At 40.3% G+C, this 22,037-nt stretch carries 18 protein-coding genes; 10 read left to right on the top strand and 8 right to left on the bottom strand.

Going from position 1 to position 22,037, the window contains the following annotated elements; translation table 11 throughout:
* Positions 1–25 precede the first annotated feature (25 nt).
* The gene (locus LOS73_RS00420; protein WP_033028889.1) at positions 26–874 is read right to left on the bottom strand and encodes a D-hexose-6-phosphate mutarotase; all 849 of its coding nucleotides are present in this window, start codon (positions 872–874) and stop codon (positions 26–28) included.
* A 427-nt stretch (positions 875–1,301) separates the two neighbouring features.
* Between LOS73_RS00420 and LOS73_RS00415 the strand changes: the two genes are divergently transcribed.
* The 10 genes from LOS73_RS00415 (at position 1,302) to LOS73_RS00370 (ending at position 14,855) form a co-directional block, all read left to right on the top strand.
* Positions 1,302–1,784, top strand: a complete 483-nt coding sequence (locus tag LOS73_RS00415) for a MarR family winged helix-turn-helix transcriptional regulator (RefSeq protein WP_007377393.1) — start codon at positions 1,302–1,304, stop codon at positions 1,782–1,784.
* A gap of 97 nt (positions 1,785–1,881) precedes the next feature.
* Positions 1,882–3,195 (top strand): porin, encoded by a 1,314-nt coding sequence (locus LOS73_RS00410; RefSeq protein ID WP_008136080.1) that lies wholly within the window; start codon positions 1,882–1,884, stop codon positions 3,193–3,195.
* 279 nt (positions 3,196–3,474) lie between these two features.
* A complete protein-coding gene (locus LOS73_RS00405; RefSeq protein ID WP_033023731.1) occupies positions 3,475–3,870 on the top strand; it encodes a YbaN family protein in 396 nt (131 codons plus the stop codon).
* Positions 3,871–3,988: 118 nt separating this feature from the next.
* On the top strand, positions 3,989–4,621 hold the full coding sequence (locus tag LOS73_RS00400; protein ID WP_008136076.1) for a PepSY-associated TM helix domain-containing protein: 633 nt from the start codon (positions 3,989–3,991) through the stop codon (positions 4,619–4,621).
* Entirely contained in the window at positions 4,621–5,130 is a 510-nt protein-coding gene (locus tag LOS73_RS00395; protein ID WP_008136074.1) for a DUF2271 domain-containing protein, read from the top strand. Before LOS73_RS00400 ends, LOS73_RS00395 begins: the two co-directional genes overlap by 1 nt.
* A 34-nt stretch (positions 5,131–5,164) precedes the next feature.
* Positions 5,165–6,010, top strand: coding sequence for a DUF4198 domain-containing protein (locus LOS73_RS00390; RefSeq protein ID WP_008136072.1), 846 nt, complete (start codon positions 5,165–5,167; stop codon positions 6,008–6,010).
* 543 nt (positions 6,011–6,553) lie between these two features.
* Complete coding sequence (locus LOS73_RS00385; protein ID WP_457934302.1) at positions 6,554–9,082, top strand: TonB-dependent receptor plug domain-containing protein; 2,529 nt, start codon at positions 6,554–6,556, stop codon at positions 9,080–9,082.
* A gap of 206 nt (positions 9,083–9,288) precedes the next feature.
* On the top strand, positions 9,289–10,182 hold the full coding sequence (locus tag LOS73_RS00380; RefSeq protein ID WP_007377385.1) for a DUF4097 family beta strand repeat-containing protein: 894 nt from the start codon (positions 9,289–9,291) through the stop codon (positions 10,180–10,182).
* A gap of 223 nt (positions 10,183–10,405) precedes the next feature.
* Entirely contained in the window at positions 10,406–12,802 is a 2,397-nt protein-coding gene (locus LOS73_RS00375; RefSeq protein WP_457934301.1) for a PKD domain-containing protein, read from the top strand.
* A 163-nt stretch (positions 12,803–12,965) separates the two neighbouring features.
* The gene (locus LOS73_RS00370) at positions 12,966–14,855 is read left to right on the top strand and encodes a monovalent cation:proton antiporter-2 (CPA2) family protein (protein ID WP_457934300.1); all 1,890 of its coding nucleotides are present in this window, start codon (positions 12,966–12,968) and stop codon (positions 14,853–14,855) included.
* Between the two features lie 99 nt (positions 14,856–14,954).
* Here LOS73_RS00370 and LOS73_RS00365 read toward each other — a convergent pair whose 3' ends face one another.
* The 7 genes from LOS73_RS00365 to LOS73_RS00335 all read right to left on the bottom strand — a co-directional run bounded on the left by LOS73_RS00365 (position 14,955) and on the right by LOS73_RS00335 (position 21,628).
* Positions 14,955–15,338 (bottom strand): hypothetical protein, encoded by a 384-nt coding sequence (locus LOS73_RS00365; protein ID WP_457934299.1) that lies wholly within the window; start codon positions 15,336–15,338, stop codon positions 14,955–14,957.
* 2 nt (positions 15,339–15,340) lie between these two features.
* Positions 15,341–15,862 carry a YcxB family protein gene (locus LOS73_RS00360; RefSeq protein ID WP_457934298.1) on the bottom strand — a complete coding sequence of 174 codons (522 nt, stop codon included), beginning with the start codon at positions 15,860–15,862 and terminating at the stop codon, positions 15,341–15,343.
* Positions 15,863–15,926: 64 nt separating this feature from the next.
* On the bottom strand, positions 15,927–16,667 hold the full coding sequence (locus LOS73_RS00355; protein ID WP_008136061.1) for a hypothetical protein: 741 nt from the start codon (positions 16,665–16,667) through the stop codon (positions 15,927–15,929).
* On the bottom strand, positions 16,652–17,002 hold the full coding sequence (locus LOS73_RS00350) for a hypothetical protein (RefSeq protein ID WP_008136059.1): 351 nt from the start codon (positions 17,000–17,002) through the stop codon (positions 16,652–16,654). Before LOS73_RS00350 ends, LOS73_RS00355 begins: the two co-directional genes overlap by 16 nt.
* A gap of 381 nt (positions 17,003–17,383) precedes the next feature.
* A complete protein-coding gene (locus LOS73_RS00345; RefSeq protein WP_457934297.1) occupies positions 17,384–18,097 on the bottom strand; it encodes a hypothetical protein in 714 nt (237 codons plus the stop codon).
* 139 nt (positions 18,098–18,236) lie between these two features.
* On the bottom strand, positions 18,237–20,027 hold the full coding sequence (locus LOS73_RS00340) for an alkaline phosphatase (RefSeq protein ID WP_341604062.1): 1,791 nt from the start codon (positions 20,025–20,027) through the stop codon (positions 18,237–18,239).
* Positions 20,028–20,038: 11 nt separating this feature from the next.
* Entirely contained in the window at positions 20,039–21,628 is a 1,590-nt protein-coding gene (locus LOS73_RS00335; RefSeq protein ID WP_033030560.1) for an alkaline phosphatase, read from the bottom strand.
* Positions 21,629–22,037 lie beyond the last annotated feature (409 nt).

Below are 22,037 nucleotides of genomic sequence, written 5' to 3'. Positions count from 1 at the left end.
TTATCCCTATTACTGCTTTAATTACTTACCAACTAATGGTGGTTATTAAGGTGTGGCTTTGTTTTGGCTCAAGCGTTACTTTATCGCCTAAAACATTAGCGGCCTCTAGGCAGAGCATTGTTTTATATTCATCATCAGCAAAGTTAGATAAGCGTTTTGACTTTTCTATCCATGGGTTCCACAGTACACACGAACTTGAATTTTCGCGGCTCACATTAATAACACCTTCTGGCGTATTAATGGTTTGCTCTGTATTTGCTTGTGTATAAACCATGTCGGTTTCGCGCTCAAAGCTTACAATGTCATTTTGTACAAATGGCCCCTCACTAAACTCAACATATTGCGCGCCTTGCAACCCATCAACATGAGTATTTGTAATGTCTGAGGTAGGAAAATAGGTATGCAGTGCTTGAGTAAAGCTAAATGGCACACTTCCTAAGTTAGTGGTCGTCAAGCGAACCTGTAACTTATCGCTTAACACAAACTCAACTTTGAATGCGGACTGATGCGGCCAATACGTTGTATTAACAAGTTTCATGGGTAGCTTCAGACTAACTGTAATTTGCTCATCAGATTCGTGTACTTCATCGGCTTGCCATACGCTTGTGCGCGCAAAACCATGGGCTGGCCATCCATCATTAGCATGTGTACCAAACCATGGCCAACAAATTGGAATACCACCTCGAATACTTACACCTTCTTGATAGGTTTCGCTCTGTGACACCCAAATAAGCGGCTTGTTATTTTTAGGAATAAACTCGGTAATTTGCCCACCTTGCAAAAATATTTTTGCATCGCACTTTGCACTAGCTATTTTAATAAACTCAAGACCGGTTTCGCTTTGCTCAATGCTAACTGATGGCGATAATTTCATACCTTCCCCTATAATACTGATACTAAAGATTTTTAATATTTGTGCAAAAACAATAATGCATGCTTAAAGTATACGCTATTGATATTAAATATTGATTGCTGAATTTGTTCATTGCCGATTAATACATCTACAGTAAACTCACAAACAATTACTTTGTACTAACAGCTGTAGATGAACAATACTAAAGTCTATGTAATAAGACTTGCCAATTATTCACAACCTACGTACTGTGCGCAACTTAATGTATACAAGATGCTAAGAATATTTAATAAATTTTGAACAATATAATTTTACATTAGTTTCTGCTCTAAGCATTAAAAACCAATAAAAGCGGGTTGAAATACAATATATAATTTGAATTCAATTTATTTGATGTGTAACATTTCGCGATTACGGCAAGCTATTGCTTTTTCGACGAGATAAAAAAATGCAGAAATATGACGAGTTATTAGTTTCTTTACGTAAAGTGATCCGTGCGATTGATTTGCACTCTAAGCAACTAAATAAAACAGCGGGTTTAACAGGGCCACAACTGCTTATTATGCAGGAAGTTTCCCAAACAAACGGCATAACTGCCAGTCGTATTGCTCAAAATGTCAATTTAAGCCCAGCAACCGTCACAAATATTCTCGATAGAATCGAAAGTAGAGATTTAGTAACACGCGTACGCAGTCAAATGGATAAACGACGAGTGAGCTTATACCTCACAGAAAAAGGAAAAGAGTTACTTGAAAAAGCACCTCAGCCATTGCAAGAACACTTTATTGAAAAGTTCTCTGCACTTGCTGAATGGGAACAGAGTCTTTTACTCTCGTCAATGCAGCGCGTAGCCGCAATGATGGATGCTGACAAATTAGATGCATCTCCCCTACTAGAAGTTGGTGCGCTGACTCAAGCTCCTAAAGAATAAATAATAAAAACACATAAGTTTTGTACTTACTCTAAACGTAAGGCGTTTTTTGACGCCTTGAATTTTTTATTTTTTAATCAACATCTGAGCAGCTACTATGACTAAACTCTCTAAATTAACGTTAGCATTAATTTTAAGTGGTGTTACTGGCACTTCTTACGCCACGGATCTCGACACCCTTCAAAACCAATTAAAACAACTAAAACAGCAAATGCAGCTGCTCGAAAATCAATTAATCGAAGAGAAATCCAAACAACAGAAAATCAATAAAAAGCATGAAGAGCAAGTTGCTAAAATTAGTAAAAAGGCTCAGCAAACAGCAACTGTTGTAGAGCCAGTAAAAAAAGACGACGGTATTAAATTCGGTGGTGCAATTCGCGCTAACTATAGCGTGGCCTCATACGATGAAGATAATAAAGATCGTGACGGTGATTTCGATTTTGATATTTTTCGTTTAAATGTATCAGGAAAAATTAACGATATCTCAGTAAATGGTGAAATTCGCTTTTTTGATTATATGACCGTAATTAAATATGCCTATCTAGGTTATGAGTTTACAAATGATTGGGAAGCGCAAGCAGGCATTACACAAGTGCCATTTGGTAACGGTCCTTATAATTCTCATAACTACTTTTTTAGCAGCAACTATTATATTGGCCTAGAAGATGATTTTGATTTAGGTGTTGTCGTTAAACGCAAATTGAAAGATAACTGGAAATTAGACTTAGGCTTTTTCAAAAATGACGAGCTTGGCGGTGTTGACGGATCAGCATCAGATAAAAGCCATCGTTATTCTTATGATATTGTTGGTAGCCGCAGTGCAAGCGAAGGAACATATGCAGAACCAGCTAATGAGCTTGGTGAGTACAATACCTTTGCTGGGCGTGCAACATATCAAATTAAGCACAATAAAAACATAACAACAGATATTGGTATTTCACTACTCAGTGGCGGCTTACATGACGGTGTAGATCGAGCAGGTAGTTATGGTGCATGGGCTGTACACCTTGATAGTCAGATTAATAACTGGAATATTCAGCTTCAACATGGCGAGTATGACTACGACTTAGACGATCAAAGTGATCGTATTTCGGTTGCAGCCTATGCCTATTACGATACGATTTCAAGCGAGGCAACTATGTCTAGCCTTAACGTTGCCTACAATTATTCGGTAGAATGGGGGCCTGTAAATGCCCTACAATTTTATAACGACTACAGCACCATATACGACAAATCAGACGATAGCGCCAATACATGGATGAATATAACAGGTGTGAGTGTATCGGCCGGTGCCTTTTTTACCTACTTTGATTATGTTCAAGCGCGTAACCAGCCATTTATTGGCGGAACAATGATAGGAGATGGCGATACAGAGCGTCGCTTCAATATAAATTTAGGTTACTACTTCTAAAAAGTCGCACATAATCTATTCAACAATAAAAAAGGGCAAAATACATTTGTCCTTTTTTTATTGCGTGCTGTTGTTATTTCATACCAATCTGCTTATATATTTGGTCTATTTAATGATTAAAAACCGCACTAAAACCAAGCAAAAACTTTTAACGAAATGAGTCCACTATTTAATACTATATAATCATCATGTTTTTAATAAAATTGGCATAAGTACTTCGAATTACGCCTCAATTAGCCTACAATTTAATGTATCCGTAATTAAACAAAATGAGCATAAGTGAATATAAGAGCGGCCTTTGTTTGTTATAAAAATTTATGGCTAAAAATGCTAGGGCTGATACTGGTTGCACTTGGTATTATTGGCATTGTACTGCCTGTTATGCCCACCACTATATTTTTCATTTTAGCGCTCACTTGCTTTACTCGCTCATCGCCCGCGCTAGAACACTGGTTACTTAACCATCCTCGTTATGGGGCTACATTACAACAGTGGCAAGCTCACAAAGTGGTTCCCGTTAAAGCAAAATGTTATGCCGCCATTGGCATGTTAATTGGGTTTATATTTTTACTGTACTCTACTGCCCCTATTTGGGTTATTTACCTCGTTGCAGCGATAGAAATATCGGTAATGATTTACCTTATCTTAAGGCCCTCTACTCCACCTAAGTACTAAACGTATACCTACAAATACCCTCCACTTGTAAAATCTTAATGTAAAGTTAAGTAAGTAAATTTGTAATGACTAATGCAAATCATTATCATGTTGTAAATTTTACAATATTAAACTATTTATGGCGTTTATTAATAAGCGAACTTTGTATAGTACAAGTCGCGCTCTACATATTTATATTTCTACAGCTTTGTTTTTTCTGCTTATTTTGTTTTGCGTTAGCGGCATTGTGCTCAACCACATTGACTGGCTTAAAAACGATAAAAATAACGGCCAAGTAACGGCGGCAATTCCAGCTGAGTTAGTTACCAAAGCGAATGAACAGCTAAATACGTTACCTACGCTTTACCCTGAAATAGAAGCTTACCTAGCCGAGCAATATTCACTTACAAAAGTAAAAAGCATTGAGTGGGAAAAAGAAGACGCGCTTGTCATGCTCGACTACCCACTACCTGCTGGGTTTGCCTACGCAGAGCTTGACTTTACAACTGGCGAGCTAAATCTTGATTACCAAACAGGTGGCTTTTTAAGCCTTATTGGCGACTTACATAAAGGCCGCCACAGCGGTGAAATATGGAGTTGGGTGATTGATATATCTGCCGTACTAATGATTATATTTGCCATCACCGGCATGATTATTTTGTTTCAAAATAGAAAAAAACGCTTAGCAGGAATATGGATAACTTTACTGGGAGTGGCAACTCCACTGGTTATATATTTATGTTGGGTTCCACAAATAAAAGGAGTGTCTTAATGGTTAAATTTAAATTATTTATAAGCGCCGCATTACTGCTCGTAGCTGCGTTTTTTCAAACAACAGCGCATGCGCAAACATCACAGCTAGAGATTGAATTAACGCTTCCTGACTTAGAAGTGCAACCGTATCACCGCCCTTACGTTGCAGTTTGGCTTGAAACTCCTGAGCGCAAACACGTTACAACGCTTGCACTTTGGGTGCAAAAAGCAGAATGGTTTAAAGACTTACGCCAATGGTGGCGTAAAGCCGGTAAAAGCGATGCCAACTTTGACGGCATTAGCGGCGCAACCAAGCGCGCGGGTACTTACACCATAAATTGGCAAGGTAATGATTTAGACGGTAACCCAGTAAAACCAGGTAAATACTTACTAAATATTGAAGTTGTACGCGAAGAAGGCGGCAGAGACTACACCCGCGTTGAGCTCGATTTAACTAAATCAGGCAAGCTGACAATTGATGGTAAAAACGAGTTTTCTAAAAGCTTCGTCACTGTAAGCACTAAGTAGCTGCTACTTAATCATTTGAATTTAAGGAAATACAATGAAAATTAATTTATTAAAAACCGCATTAATCGGCGCATTGAGCTTATCTGCTTTAGTGTCAACTTCAGCAAGTGCACACGGACGCTGGTTACTACCTTCGCATACATCTTTATCAGGCGATAAAGCGCATTACGTAATGATTGACGCTAGTATCTCTAACGAAATATTTGCACCAGACAAAGCCTTTAAACCTAAAGAAAAAGGCGCCGAGTACGACGACACATTATTAATGGCACTTGCGCCTAATGGTGAGCCAGTAAGCGACACCATTCGTGCTTATTACTTAAAACGTAAAAGCTCAGCTGCTGTAAGCTTAACAGAGCAAGGCACTTACCACATTGCAATGACCCAAAAGCCAATGTACATGACCTTCTACAAAAATGAAGAAGGTAAGCGCAAGCGCGTATTTGGTAAAAAAACAGACGCAAAATTACCAAGCAATGCAAAAGATGTAACGACAACGAAGGTTGTTTCAACAGTAGATACATTTGTAAGCCGAAATGGCACCTCAAAACCTGCACAGTTAGGTTTAGGCTTAGAGCTTAGCGGTCCAACGCATCCAAACGATTTATTTGTAGGTGAACAAGCACGTTTTCAGTTACTACAAGATGGTAAATCTGCTGGTGAAGGCGTTGAAGTAAGTATTTTAAAAGGCGACACACGCTACCGTAACGAGCGTGGCGAAGTAAAAGTAACGACCGATAAAGACGGGATGTTTACAATTACGTGGAAAGAGCCAGGCCTATACCTAATCGAAACCTCTAACAAGGTTACCGTAAATGAAGAAGGCGTAGATGCAGGACGTTATGCATTATTTACAACGCTTGAAGTTGCCCCTGAATAATTTAAATTACTAAATTTAAAAAATTGAAAGGCCAAGCATTTGCTTGGCCTTCTTACGTATTACTAACTTTTATCTAAAATCCCCTTGAATTCGCAACCATTCGACACAAGATTGCAACTACAACGATCCAAACGCCTATATCGCGCGTAAACACTGGGGCGTGTTGGCCTTTGTGGATTGAAATTTGTTCAATCTAGGAGCGATTTAATCGCGGCGCGAGGTTTGTAACCTAGTGGGCTAAGTAAAAACTGAGTAACAAAGAGTTAATCGTTCCTAGAAAGAACCCAAAGGGCAGCGTATGTTTGGCATTTATGCTGCGTTATCGCCTATTTATGGGGAGTAACCACACTACATAGGCTCTGCCTTGCCTAAAAGCCAAACATACTGCTGCAAATTCAATCACCAAGGCAACACGCCCCAGCTTACTTGTTAACAACTTAGAATATCTTAGATAGTTTTTATCTTTGCACTAGGGTAGTCGCTTCTATATGATGCGCTCCTTTTTAAAATCAATAGTCAGCAGCCCTCAAGGGAATCAACATCATGTTAAAGCCATTATCAGCCAAAAAAGTAGCACTTAGCCTGGCCGTTTCTTCTGCACTTAGTGCACCCTATTCTTCTGTATTTGCTGCAGAACAAGATGTTCAAGCAGAAAAGAATATCGAAGTAATTTCGGTTACCGGTACTCGCAGAAGCCTACGCAGTATTGCCGAAAGCTCAGTACCTGTAGATATTATTACCAGCGGTGATATGCAAAGTACGGGTCAGCTAGAAATAAGCCAAATACTAGCAAACCAAGTACCTAGCTTTAACTACCCAAGTGCCACTATGGGTGATGGTACTGACCATGCAAAACCAGCTGTTTTACGTGGATTAGCACCCGATCACACCCTAGTGCTCATTAATGGCAAACGCCGCCATGCCGGTGCGCTATTAAACTTAGCAGGTGTTGTTGGCCGAGGCTCTACCGCTGTTGATTTGAACATGATTCCAACATCAGCCATTAAGCGTGTTGAAGTACTACGTGATGGCGCAGCCGCACAGTACGGTTCTGATGCAATTGCTGGGGTAATTAACATTGTACTTAAAGATGCCTCAGAAGGCGGTAGCGTAAGCGTAACGTACGGTAAATACGATACTCAAATGGCTGGCGTACCTCAGCTAGAAAGCACCTACGCAGATGCAAACGGCGACTTAGCGTTTAATACCGGTGGCGACCGCGAAGTAAACGACGGTGCAACACGCACTGTTAGCGCAAACTCTGGTTTTGCGTTATCTGATAACGGCTTTGTAAACGTATCTATTGAGTACCGTGATAACGACTCAACGCAACGCTCAGGTTTTGACCCTCGCGAACAATACAGTCGCCTTGATGATGGCAGCCTAGACCCACGTGAATTTACTATCGATCGTTACAACCACCGCTTTGGTAAAGCAGACCTTGAAGATTACGCGTTGTTTTACAACATGGGTTACGATTTAGATAACGGCTTAAACCTTTATTCATTTGGTAGCTACTCAAAGCGTGAAGGTAATTCAGGTGGTTTTTACCGCCGAGCAAAAGACAGCCGTAACGTTTTAGAAGTGTACCCAGATGGCTTTTTACCGCAAATTGAAACAGACGTACAAGACTACTCATTTGCACTGGGCTTACAAGGTGAAACTAACGACTGGACATGGGATGTAAGTACCAACTACGGCCGCAACGACTTTGGCTTTGGTGTTGTAAATAGTATTAACACATCACTAGGTGCCGACAGCCCAACCGAATTTGACAACGGTGCACTGGTTTACGATCAGTTTTTAGTAAACGCAACAGCCAATACCACACTCGATTTAGGCTTACCTGATGACGTATTTTTTACCGTAGGTACTGAATACCGCCACGAAAGCTACAAAATAGAAGAAGGCGAAGAAGCGTCTTACATCACCGCACTTGATAGCGACGGCAACCCAATTGCAGCCGGTGGCGCGCAAGTACTTGCTGGTTTTGGACCAGAAAGTGCGACTGACGAAAGCCGTCATAACATCGCTTTATTTGTTGAGTTTGATACCTACTTAACAGAAAAATGGAACGTCGTTTTAGCGGGTCGTTATGAAGATTACAGCGACTTTGGCGACACATTTACCTCTAAACTTGCTTCGCGTTACAGCATTACAGAAAACCTATCGCTGCGTGGTGCAATTAGCACCGGTTTCCGTGCGCCATCTTTAGCGCAAAGCTCGTACCGCCAAATATCAACCGTACTTGAGAACAACCAACCATTTGAAGTTGGTTTATTCCCAACCGATTCTGCAGCAGCGCAAGCGCTAGGTGCTCAGCCGCTAGATGCAGAAGAGTCAGTAAACGTTACTGCGGGCTTTATGTACACGCAAGGCAGCTTTAGCTTAACCGTTGATGCGTACCGTATTGATATTGATGACCGTATTGTATTGTCTGAAAACTTAGAGGGCGATGCAGTTGTTGAAATACTACAAAATGCCGGTGAGCTAAATACCGAAAGCGTACGCTACTTTACCAACGCTATCGACTCACGCACGCAAGGTGTTGATATTGTTGCTACTTATAACCTAGATTTAGACAACTTAGGTGATTTACGTTTAAACGTAGCAGCTAACTTTAACGATACCGAAGTAACACACGTAAACGACAACCCAAGCGAACTAAACTCACTAGGTGACGACTACGTAGTGTTTGCACGTCGTGAAGTAGGTCGCTTTGAAGAAGGCACGCCAGATAGCAAATGGAACCTATCAGCAGTGTGGAACTTTAACGAATGGCAAACAACGCTTCGTGCCACACGTTATGGTGAAGTCGCTGATATATCAACTACAGCTGATCGCGATGAATACCTAGACCCTAAATGGATCACCGACCTAGAAGTGGCATACCGTCCAGACGAATATTGGAAATTTGCCGTTGGTGCAAACAACTTGTTCGATCAATACCCACAAGCAACCGAGGATAACATTGGTTACTCTGACTTTGGCCAAATATTCCCGTACACACCGTATGCACCTTACGGATTAGACGGACGCTTTTTATACGGTAATATTACTTACAGCTTTTAATTAGTTTACTAATAAAAGCAGAGCAATTATAAAAGGATGCATCACGCATCCTTTTATATTAATAATTAGTTATTTTAACCACTTATTAGTATTTCAACTTTCATAAAAAACCACCACCCTATACAAAACAACAGCTTACATTTCGGCCTCATTTTTGCTCTATATTGTTTATATAAATACAAACAATAAATACCAAAGGACTAAACATGAGCTCATCAACTGTATCTAACATTACAAAACCACTTTCACTTATTGGCGGCATTTTATTATTAAGTGGCTGTGTATTTCATATATCGCCAAGCGTTGCCTCAGTAAAACAAACAAAACAGCTATCACTGCCAAGCAATAATTTAGAATATTTAAATGTGTTAAGCGGCGCAGGTAGCCTTGAAATAAAAGGCTCAAAAACGGCCACCAGCATCAGTGTTGATGCCACTATTTACACAGCCGACATTGAAGACGAATACGAGCTAACGCTCGAGCAAGACGGTAAACAGGCAAAGCTTGTTGCCCAAAATAAAAGTCGTAATGGTATTAGCTTTTACAGTGGCCAATCTCCAAGTATTAATTTAGTGGTTACTGTGCCAAGTAATCTAAATTTAGATATTGATGATGGCTCTGGCGACATTTTAATAAGTGCTATGCAAAGCAATATTGATGTAAAAGACGGCTCAGGAGATTTAACGATAAGCGGTGCTAAAAACCTAACTGTTGACGATGGATCAGGTGAAGTAAACCTTGAAAACATCGCAGGTAATTTAGAATTAACCGATGGTTCTGGCAGTATTCACATTAACAACGTAAGCGGCAATGCAACTATTGACGATGGTTCTGGCGAAATGCACGTGAGCAACATAACCGGTTCGCTAAACGTTGAAGATGGATCGGGTGATATAGTAATAAGCCATATTAGCGGTGCAGTTAATGTTGATGATAACTCTGGCGACCTGCTTATTGAGCATATTGGTTCAAGCGTAACAATTGAAGATGGTTCGGGTGATATTCGCGTTAATCATGCAAAGGGGCTGACTATCACTGAGTCGGGCTCGGGCGATGTAAGTATCGATAATATTAGCGGCTCAGTAAAAGTAGCTGACTAACTTTATTTAAACGTTATTCAACTGCCATTTAATATACTTTATGCCCTATCAATCTGGGCATAAAGCACTCCTCTCAAAGTATAAGTTATTTAAAAGCAGCACTGCTTCACGTTAACTATTTCCTAAAATAATATAAAAAGTACCTATTTTGATTTATTTTTTTGCTTTATAGCTAATTTCGGTACATATTAGTATTCGACTTTATTAAAAGGATATTAATACTATGAAATGGAAACTCTTAATTCTAATCACGACTCTATTCACGCTTGTTGCATGTGGCTCTGGTGGTTCAGACTCCAAAACAGTAACTAAACCGCTCAGCACTAACACAAAGCCTGTTGCGGTTATTACCACCGAGCAATCGAAGTTTAAAGTAAATACCACCCTCGTGTTTAGCGCAGCACAAAGTAGCGACCCCGATGGCGATGCACTCACCTATCAATGGCAATTAACCAGCAAAAACGAACAAGTAGAAATACCGATTACGGTTAATAATGAAAGTACCGTTGAGTTTTCAGTATCTGAAGCACAAGAGTACCAATTAGTATTAACCGTGAGTGACGGCAAGCTTTCAAGCACACCGGCACAAAAACAATTCACCGTTACTGCAAATACCCAACTAATTGCTAACGCAGGTAGCACACAAACCGTTAAGCAAGGTGATGTTGTCCTTTTAAATGGCGCGCAAAGTAGCACAACCAGCGGCGCCATTAATCAATACAAATGGCAGTTTATTACCAAGCCTGTAGCAAGTAATGCAACGCTTGAAAATGCGACTCAAGTAAAAAGCCAGTTTGTTGCCGACGAAATAGGCGAGTTTAAAGTTGAGCTTACCGTTACTGATTCACAAGGTGATACAGCAAGCACTGTCGTACTCATAAAAAGTGAATCGCTTAATTCTAATTCATCACCACAAGCGGTTATAAACGTAGAAAATAAAACAATTGCCCCAAATGAAGTTGTTACACTTTATGGTAACCAAAGTACTGATCCCGATAAAAACGATACGCTTAGTTATGCGTGGGCAATTACATCAAAACCCCAGGGCAGCACGCCAGCTCTTTCAAACATGAAAAATCATACCGCTGGGTTTTCAGCGTCAACAGTTGGAGATTACGCGCTTTCACTCACTGTTACCGATCAGCAAAGCGAAAGTGATACCGTATCCGTTACTTTAACTGTTACCACAAGTAATAAAGCCCCAGTTGCAACACTTGAATCCGAACGTGATATTACGTTAAACGAATCAACCACTTTGCAGTGCCAACAATGCAGCGACCCCGACGGAGATACGCTGAGTTATAACTGGCAGTTACAAGCCAAGCCTGTAAATAGTGCATCACAACTGACCAACAGTACATCAGCAATGCCCTCTATTATTGCCGATAAAGAAGGCGCTTACGTTGTAGTGCTTACTGTATCTGATGGGCAATTAAGCTCAAACCAAGCAACCTCAGTACTGCATGCCAGTAGCAATAAAAAGCCTATTACTTTGGTAACTTATGCAACCTCCATAACAGTTGATGAACAAGTTTTACTTGATGCCTCAAATAGTTACGATCCAGAGGGCCAGCCACTAAGCTACCAATGGGAAATCATTTCGTCGCAAGGCCAAGCAACGCTTAGCAGTAATACAATATCAAAACCAACGTTTAGCGCATCAGTAGAGGGGCAAGTTGTTATTTCGTTACGCACTAACGATGGCGTGCAGTTCTCTGACACAAAAACCCTAACAATTGATGTAATACAAAATGCACTGCCAGTAATTAGTTTCACGGGGGAGCAATCGCGCTACGATGTAGTGGGCAATACAGTTAAATTTGATGTAAGCCAAAGTTACGACCCAGAGGGAACCACTCTCGACTACGCTTGGACACTATCAGCCCCTTCAGGCTCGAGCACCAGCTTAAGCAATACAAACCAAAGTATTACCGAATTTATCGCCGATATGACAGGTAGTTACACGCTAACCGTTATAGCAACTGATGCTGATGGATTTTCAAAAAGTGTGCAATTCTCAATTACAGTAACTAACTCTGCACAACTTACCGGTCGTATTAAAGGGCAACTCACTAATGTGCAAAAAGCCGCTATAAGCAATGCACAGCTAACAATTAATGGACAGCAGTACAGCACCAACACAAATGGCTTTTTTGATGAAGAGGTTAATTTAGCGCAAGGTGAAAAAATAACGATAACAACATCAGATCAAAGGCTTGCAGCTGGGGAATACAACTCCGTAGCAATTACGCAAAGCAACTTTACTGTGGATATAGGCCAAAATAGCATGCCCGTTTTACAAGCTGTTGAGGTTTCAGTATTTGTGTGTGCTGAGTTTTCAGGCCCCGACACCGTTAACCTACGCTTTAACATGGTAGATACACTTTTAGCGTCAGATAGCTTTCAATTTAGCTTTGATCAAACAAAACCACTTACTTTACAAAAAAGCGGAAGTAGTTACCTCGATAGCGAATTAGATATCGACCTACCTGCATCTGCCGAATTTGAAGTAACAGTAATTGAAACAAACGTTGAAAATACAATCAGCTCAAACATTACTATTTACCATTCTGACTCAGGCCAACCGAGCTCAGCAATTATAAGTATTTGTAATATTTAGCCCCCAAATAAGCCCTTCAACATAAAGTGCTATTTTTAGCCCAGTAGTTATAACCATTAGTGTTATAACTACTGATAAATAAGCAACTTTGAGCCATATAATCCATTGTATTTTATAAGCAGCTAAGCCATTCTAAAAGCCTTGATGTTATTAGGATAAACGCGTGTTAGAAATTGCTTTAATTTACTTAGCAGCAGCCATAGTAGCTGTCCCTATTGCAAAACGAGTCGGACTGGGCTCTGTGTTAGGTTATTTAATTGCCGGAATACTCATTGGCCCTTATGCGCTGGGTGTTGTGGGCGATCAAACCGATGTAATGCACTTCGCTGAATTTGGCGTAGTAATGATGCTGTTTTTAGTTGGTCTTGAACTGCAACCTTCGCGTTTATGGACATTACGCCACTCTATTTTAGGGCTTGGCGGCTTACAGGTTGTGTTATCGGCAGCGGCTATATTTGCATTTTGTTATTGGTTTTTTGCCATGCATTGGCAAACCGCACTCGCCATTGGTTTAATGCTGGCGCTCTCCTCTACCGCTATTGTACTGCAAAGCCTTGAAGAAAAAGGCTGGCTAAAGCAAGAAGCCGGACAAAACGCATTTTCGGTATTGCTGTTTCAAGACATCGCAATTATTCCTATTTTAGCCCTATTGCCACTGCTTGCATTTGCCCCGCAAACTAGCACAAAAGAAATCAGCGATTCGATTATTGCAAGCTGGCCTGTATGGCAACAAGTATGTGTATCGGTTGCGGTTATTGCCGCTATTATTGCCGGTGGTAAATATGTATCGGCCCCGTTATTTAGATACATTGCCCAAACGCACATGCGTGAAATATTTACTATTTTTGCACTCTTTTTAGTGGTCGCTATTGCACTGGTTATGCAAAGTATTGGTTTATCGCCTGCTTTGGGAACTTTTTTAGCCGGCGTTGTACTTGCCGAGAGTGAATTTAGACACGAATTAGAAGCCGATATAGAGCCCTTTAAAGGCTTACTGTTAGGATTGTTTTTTATAACTGTTGGCGCATCAATTAACTTTGAACTGCTATTTAACGAGTTTAGTACCGTTATAGGCTTAGTGGTTTTACTCATTGTAGTTAAAGCCTGCATTTTATTTGCCCTTGCCGTTACCTTTAAAATTAACAGTAAACAGCAGTTATTATTTGCCTTAGCGCTTGCCCAAGGGGGTGAATTTGCCTTTGTACTTTTAAGCGTAACCACCACCTTAAGTATTTTAACGCCCGAGCAAACCAGCCTTGTTACCTTAGTTGTGGCGGTATCAATGCTAATAGCGCCGTTATTACTTATGGTTTATGAGCAAATACAAAAACGCAGCAGCAGTGCTTTACCTGAGTTTGATAAGCCAGAACAAATTAGCACCGCTAAACACGTAATTATTGCGGGCTACGGACGTTTTGGTCAAATTATGGGGCGTTTACTGCACGCGCAAGGCTACGAAATTACTGTACTTGATCACAGCCCTAGCCAAATAGAATTACTACGTCGTTTTGGCAATACCGTATTTTATGGTGATGCCGCACGCCAAGAACTCCTTGAAGCCGCAGGCGCGCACACCGCGCAAATGCTGGTAATTGCAATTGATAACCCCGATAAAACCATTGAGATAATTAAGCTCGCGCATAAAAACTACCCGCAACTTAAAATAGTTGCTCGCGCAATCGACCGCCGCCATGCGTATCAGTTACTTAATTTAAAAGTAGATGCGTTTAACCGCGAAACTGTCGACTCTGCTATTAACCTTGCCGTAGAAGCTCTGGAGTTACTAGGTAACACTAAGCAAGATGCCGAGCGCGCCGGAAAACTATTTAGAGACCACGATCGCGCTGCAGTTGTGCAACTTGCCGAGCTGTGGGGCGACGACGCCAGCTACGGCGTAGCCGTGCGCCAACGCATGGAAGATTTAAAGCAAGTGCTGCAACAAGATAAACAAGCACAAAGCGATTTAAATACCTGCGATAGCGGCGACTGCGAAGACGGCTTAACAGAAGTAGCGAGTAAACCTAAAAAGCCTGATGATGCTCATTTGGAGTAGCGTCTAAAAACTGATATGTGCTATTAGCGTGAGTTAATAGCACTGTGAATAAGTGCAACAATCAAATAAGTTGTCTGAAAGCATAGCTGTACTTTTTAGTTAGTGTTCAAAGCGCTTATATGTTCCACGCCAATCTAAGTTTTCAGGATATTTAACCTTATAAGCATTTATTTCAGCCTTAGAAGCGTACTGAAAATAGATAGAAAAATAGTCACTTATGTAGCTTTCGCCGTCACCCATTCTCCAAAATATATCGCTCGGATGATGATTTGGAAATTTAATCCAAGGCGGTTTTGGCGGAGTATGCTTTAACTTATTTTCATAACGCTCTTTAAGCATTTTATTCCAAGCAGCTCTATGCTCTAGATACTTACCCCATTTTTCATCGGTAGTGTTAGCTGGTTCTTCACTTCCCATTGATGAAATAGGTATAAGCATTAAAATAAACACTAAGACGGTGTAAATATTTATAAAATTACGCATGACTAAATATGAGCTTTAATAAATGCTTTTAGTTCTTCTTTTTCGGCTTCGTTTGTAAATGTGCTAGCTGGGATTATTAAAGCCAATAACTTGTCTACAAATATATATAAATCACCTTTATTTTCTTCCATTGCTTCAACGGCTTGCCATTTATAAAAGTAACTTCCAAGATGATTAGTCTCGCAAATGCCATCAGCTTGAAATTCAATTGTTTTATTGCCAATCATTACGCCATTTTCATTGGGGATTGATTGCTCTTTTAACTTATAATTATTGTATAAAAATACAATAATTAATATTAAAAATGGCACTGCTACAATTAACCCACTTGGCCAATGAAAGTCAGAAAGGCGAATAGACTCAACCTGAAAAAAAGTCATAAGAACAACGGCTAGCACAAACCATACAATCATGTTTTTTATAAACCCTAAACCTTTATTATCTTTAGGCGCACACAACTCTTTTATTATAAAATCAGCATAGTCGGTATAATTCTTTTTAGTAACAGTAATAGATTTGAGCATAGTAATGTCCATATAGAACGCTTTTTAGCGCACAATTAAGTTTTGTGTTTAAGTAAATAGCTAACTACAAGCGTGTATCAAGCTTAACCAACTCACCTGATAGTACATCAAAAATATAATAAAGTGCTTCACTCTCCGGCTTGGTATAAATTAATACCATATTATTACTAATTAGCTGATAGCCTTCAATATTATCCATAATAGATTTCAAGCCAGAGCCGTCGTATTCAGAAACTAATAACTCTTTTTGGTCATCACTATTTAAAAAGCCATTTTTATTTGTATCTTTTTGTACAACTGAGAAGATGTTTTTACTTAGAACGCTTTGGTAACTGGTTTCTTTTAATTGAACCGGAGAAAAGCCTACAATTAATACGTTATTTTTGAATAACACTTTGTTTTTCTCGCCAGCTTTAGTAAACATTAAATTTACTGCATTACGACTCAAACTCAGTGCTGATGAAATAATAATCTCAGCATTAGCGCTGTAAGGTTTTTGATTTATTATTTTGTCAGACGTGATTTCTAAAATGTGAACATCTTTGATTTGACCAATATAATTTTTTTGTAACTTTGGTTCTTCATCAAGGGCTACGCTATGTTCAATCACCTGAACCTTAGGCGCAGAATAGCCACTTTTAAAAAGATCACTAATAAGGCTCTTACCAATAGCAAAAATTACAACTATCGCAGCAATAAATAGTAATACCTGATTAGATTTCTCAATAAAATTCATAATACGTGTTCTCAACGCAAACTCCTTATAAACAACTGTTTCACCTTTGGTAATTAATTTTTTACCCATTTTATATTGGTTTTTTTAATACCTAGACCTTGCTTGAAGCTTACAGGAAACTCTAATGTGGGCTTACCAGCCCAGCCTCTTTCAAGATATAAATTGTAGCCGTCATCATTTTTTTCATATGTAACAGCGGACAACCAAATACCATCCCAATCACCTAAAAAATCCAGTTCAGCTAAAGTGTTTGGGTATACCCCATTGCGGGTTTTATGTAGCTCAATTAGAGAAATAGCAGATACAAAGTTTTGTGTACCAAATTTCTCATCGGCCCCAGTTACTTCAAAATCACACCCAGATAGTAATAAAACAAATAAAAGACTAAATATATACTTTGTCATATGAAGCAACTTCTAACTTTGTTTAAACATTGCCGCAGGAAAATAACAAGTGAGTCCATACAAAGCATATAACTAAAAGTACTCGCATTTAATTCCCCATATAACAGCTTTGTTAATAGGCACTGTTGCAAACATCCCTATTGCGTGGACTTCTATTAGTATCAAATAGCGTAAGTTATTGCCAACTATAAATAATTAGTAAAAAGTTATGCTCATTTATAAGAAGGGACGGTTATTCGAGGTATTGTTTAGGCGGAAGTATTTTAAATTCACTTTATTTTAGAGGGCGATTGGTAGCTCACCACGGCTTGCTGATTGAAGTATACATTTACCCCCAAAACAGCAAGCTCGTTTTACGCCACATTAAAACTCAACTAAAACCTAGTGGTGGTGTCCGCCTTGAATAGCCTCGCCCTGCTGGTTATAAAAACCTGTTGCGCTGTGTTCTATAAAACCAAGGTTTATCATTTTTACTAAAAACGGGTCATTTTCGTTATCGCCAATGTCGGCGTAATCTGTGGTTTGAAAGCGATCCCATTGTGCAAATTGAGCACTAATTAATGGCTCATCAGTGCTTACATTATTAAGGCTAAGCAAGGTAGTTGTTTGGCTTTTTTTATTACTAATACTAAATGTTTTAACTAATTTTGAATGCGTAAAAAAGGCGAGGTTAAAGTCGTTGCCATTTTCGCTCAATGTATAGTTTTTTACTTCATCGCAGCCTTTACCTTGTGTGCCTACTAAGGTCATTTTTTTTATTAGGTGGTTATCCACCAGCTGACTTTTAGCACTCCAATTTTGCACGCCGCGTACTTCAGATGGTTGGTATTCAATGCCGCGTTGCTGGGCATTAAAGTAACGTATTGGTCGTATTTGATTATTGGCTAAGTGCTGCCAAAGCTCGGTTATTACTTCACTTTGATGCGCTACTTGCTGGTTGTTTCGCCAAAGGGTAAGTGACTCGCTACTTTGCTGCGCTTTATGGCTGTTGGTAATTTTATAATCGGCTTTTAAATGCTTAGCATCAATATCACATTGCGAGGCAAAGCTACTTGTACTTACAAGCGTGGCAATTATTAATAACGCTTTTTTCATTTAGCTATCTCTTATTTATATTTCAAGTTTATGGCAATAACATAACGATTAAAAATGTCAGCTTAATGACAAAAACCCCGCAAAGTAGGCGGGGTTTTTTATTTAGATATATTTAACTAAATTTATAACTAGCCGGTATTTATTGCGCTAGTTTTTCGTCTGCGGTTTTTACAAAGTCAGCGGCAAAGTCCATTACATGGAATAAAAAGCTTTGCTCGTTTGTGCCTGTTACCAAGTGTGCACCAGGTCCCATTGCATAAACGCCTACGTCTTCACCGGCATGTGTTTCTGAGCCCATTGGTACAAGTGCTTCTTGATGAAAGCCCGGTGTGGTTGTATCAACATCAGTTAAATCAACACGCCCTGTAACCGGTGCAAACGCGTAACCTGCATCGGCATTGGTCTCGCTACCTAGGTTTCTAAAGCCACCACCATTTGTGTAACCAACCGTTGTATAAGGCATATCGTCGGCAGCTAAGCTTGGCTCCGTTGCACCTACTGCAACCACTTTACCTAAAATTGGGTTACCGCGTTTAGGGTAACCGGCAATGGTAAATACATGGCTGTGATCGGCAGTTACAACTATTAATGTTTCTTCTGGGTTGGTGTTTTCCATCGCCACTTTAACGGCTTTGGCAAGCTCAATAGTGTCGTTTAACGCGTTATAAGCGTTACCCGCATGATGCGCGTGGTCAATTCGACCCGACTCAACCGTTAAGAAAAAACCTTGCTCGTTGTTATCAAGTACGTTTATTGCTTTTTCGGTCATTTGTGAAAGCGAAGGTTCGCCTGCAACATCGTTTGCGCGGTCAGCTTCGTACTGCATGTGGGACTCATTAAATAAGCCAAACACTTTAGTGGCGTCGTCACTTATTGCATCAAAACCGGTTTGATCCATTACGTACGTGCCATTTGGATATTGCGTTTTCCACTCTGCGGTTAAGTCGCGGTTATCTGTTCGATCCCCTTCAACAGCACTTACTGCATCGGTTGAATTAAACGCGGCATCTTTTGGTAAAAAGTGACGACGACCGCCGCCCATTACTACGTCAATACCGTCTACATCAACACCACTAAAGCGTGCTTCTAGGTTGGCTTCAAAATTAACCAGTTGCGATGCAATGTCTTCACATGTTGCAGCACTTTCTGGCATATCGGAGATATCTTCCCAGTTACGCTCTGCCGATTTAGCATACGTTGCAGCTGGTGTTGCGTGAGTAATACGCGCTGTAGAAATAATCCCTGTTGCTTTGCCTGCAATTTCAGCAAGCTCTAACGAGGTAACAAGTTCGTGCCCTTTGCCTGATGCACAATTACCACGTTCAACCGCTTCATCAATACCAATAACGCCTGCATCGGTTTTAACACCCGATGCCATTGCGGTCATAGTGCCTGCCGAATCTGGCGTTTGCGCATCTACGTTGTATGTTTTTACAAAGCCTGAAAAAGGCATAGTTTCAAAGCTTAACTGGTGATCTTCACCCATTTCGCCCTCTAACTGACCCGCTAAAATACGTGCTGCGGTTATGGTAGAAATACCCATACCATCGCCAACAAATAAAATAACGTTTTTAGCTTTGCCTGATTCAGTAACAATGTTGCTACTGGCTGTTTGTGCAGCACCTAATTTTGTTTGTGCTTCACTAAACCAAGTATTACTAGTGAGCGAGGCTAACTGCTCGCTTGTTAGCGACGTTGCGGGTGCATTACACACTAAATTAGTTGAGTTAACTTCATCGCTGTCTAGCACGTCGTTATTATTGGTATCTGCGCCTACTTGCGTCTCTACGCCACCATTAATGCACTGCTCAGAGCCCACTGCAATAGTATTATCTACTGCGATAATATTATTTTCATTTTTGTTATCGTCACTCGAGCAACCTGCAAGCGCGACCATTACTGCCAAAGAAAGTACCGTTAATTTGTTCATGTTAGCCGCCATTATTGCTGAGTTAATTCAAGAGCTTGATTAATTAGATGAAATACAACGTTTTGTTCAATTACACCTTGGGCTAGCTGAGCACCAGGACCTTTAGCATGTAAAGAGATGTCTTCACCTGCGTGTGTTTCTGAGCCCATTGGTACGGTTGCTTCTTGGTGAAAACCTGGGGTTGTTGTATCAACGCCATTTAGCTCAACACGCCCTGCAACAGCAGCACTTGTGTAACTTGCATCAGCATTTGTCTCGTCGCCTAAATTTCTAAAACCTAAGCCATTTGCGTAACCGACTGTGGTGTACGGCATATCGTCGGCGGCTAGGCTTGGTGTTGTTGCACCTACTGCAACTACTTGACCTAAAATTGGATTACCACGCTTAGGGTAGCCTGCAATAGTAAATACATGGCTGTGATCGGCGGTTACTAAAATCAGGGTTTCTTCTGGGTTGGTGTTATCTACCGCAGCTTGCACGGCTTTAGCAAACTCAATGGTGTCGTTAAGCGCGTTGTATGCATTACCCGCGTGGTGCGCATGGTCAATTCGACCCGACTCAACCGTTAAGAAAAATCCATTATCGTTTTTACCAAGCACTTCAATTGCTTTAGTGGTCATATCGGTAAGTGAAGGCTCGCCCGCTACATCGTTTGCGCGGTCAGCTTCGTATTGCATATGGGATTCGTTAAATAAACCAAATACTTTAGTGGCGTCATCCGCTATTGCATCAAAGCCTGTTTGATCCATCACGTACGTAGCATCTGGGTATTGTGTTTGCCACTCAGTCACTAGGTTGCGCTCGTCAGTACGGTCGCCTTCTATAGCACTTACTGCATCTGTTGAGTTAGCTGTTTCGTCTTTCGGTAAAAAGTGACGACGACCGCCACCCATTACAAAATCAAGGCCGTCTACGTCGGTCCCTACAAATCGTGCTTCTAGGTTTTTTTCGAAGTTAACCAGTTGCGATGCAATGTCTTCACAGCCACCCGTTACGGCATCTTCTGGCATATCGGATACGTCTTCCCAGTTACGGTCAGCCGATTTAGCATACGTTGCAGCAGGGGTTGCATGAGTAATACGTGCTGTAGAAATAACGCCTGTTGCAAGGCCTTTAATTTCAGCAAGCTCTGTAGCTGTAAGTAATTCATTACCTGCCACTGTTGAACACACGCCGCGTTCAATATCTTCATCTACACCAATTACGCCAACATCGGTTTTAACACCCGAAATCATTGCCGTCATCGTGCCTGCTGAGTCGGGAGTTTGGGCATCTACGTTATACGTTTTAACTTGTGCAGAGTATGGGAACTCTTCAAAGCTTAAATAACCTTCTTCGCCAGATTGGTTATTACGCTGCCCTTGCAAAATGCGCGCTGCGGTAAGAGTAGAAATACCCATGCCATCGCCCACAAATAAAATGACATTTTTAGCTTTAGTGGCTTGTGTAGCCTGCGCTTGTGCTGTTTTTGTTGTTAGTTTAGTTTGCGCAGCGCTATACCAGCTGCTGTCTTTTTGGCTTTGCGGTAGTACATCTGCATGGCTCACTGCGCTAAACGCAAACGTTAGCGCGATTGCCGCAGCGACTTTTTTAATTTTCATTCATAATTCCCATTGTTTAGTGGTTATTTTTTGCTTGAAGTTAAAAATCTCAAATGAGTAACCGCTGCACTATAGAAAAAAGATATGACTAAAAAAGGTAATTTTGGTGAATAAAAAGTGACTAATACTTTACAAAAAAAAGACATAAAAAAACGCAGCATGTTAAATGCTATAACTCTGGCTTAAAGCGACTGAGTTACACTCGCCTATGTTGATAGAACTGAGTATCGCCCGTATAACAAGTAGTTACTTTTCACCTTTTATATAGTGATTAAAAACGCCAATAACCTTTTGTTATTTTTTAATTACGCTTGCCTCCATAAATATAAAAAGAGGTAAAACTCATCAAAGTGGACATAAAATCGATTATTAAAATAATTACTGAAACACTTTGGATTACATTATTAGC

This window comes from Pseudoalteromonas sp. SCSIO 43210 (genome assembly GCF_054133285.1).
The sequence above is the reverse complement of the archived record's forward strand: the minus strand, read 5'-3'. Positions and strand labels throughout refer to the sequence as shown.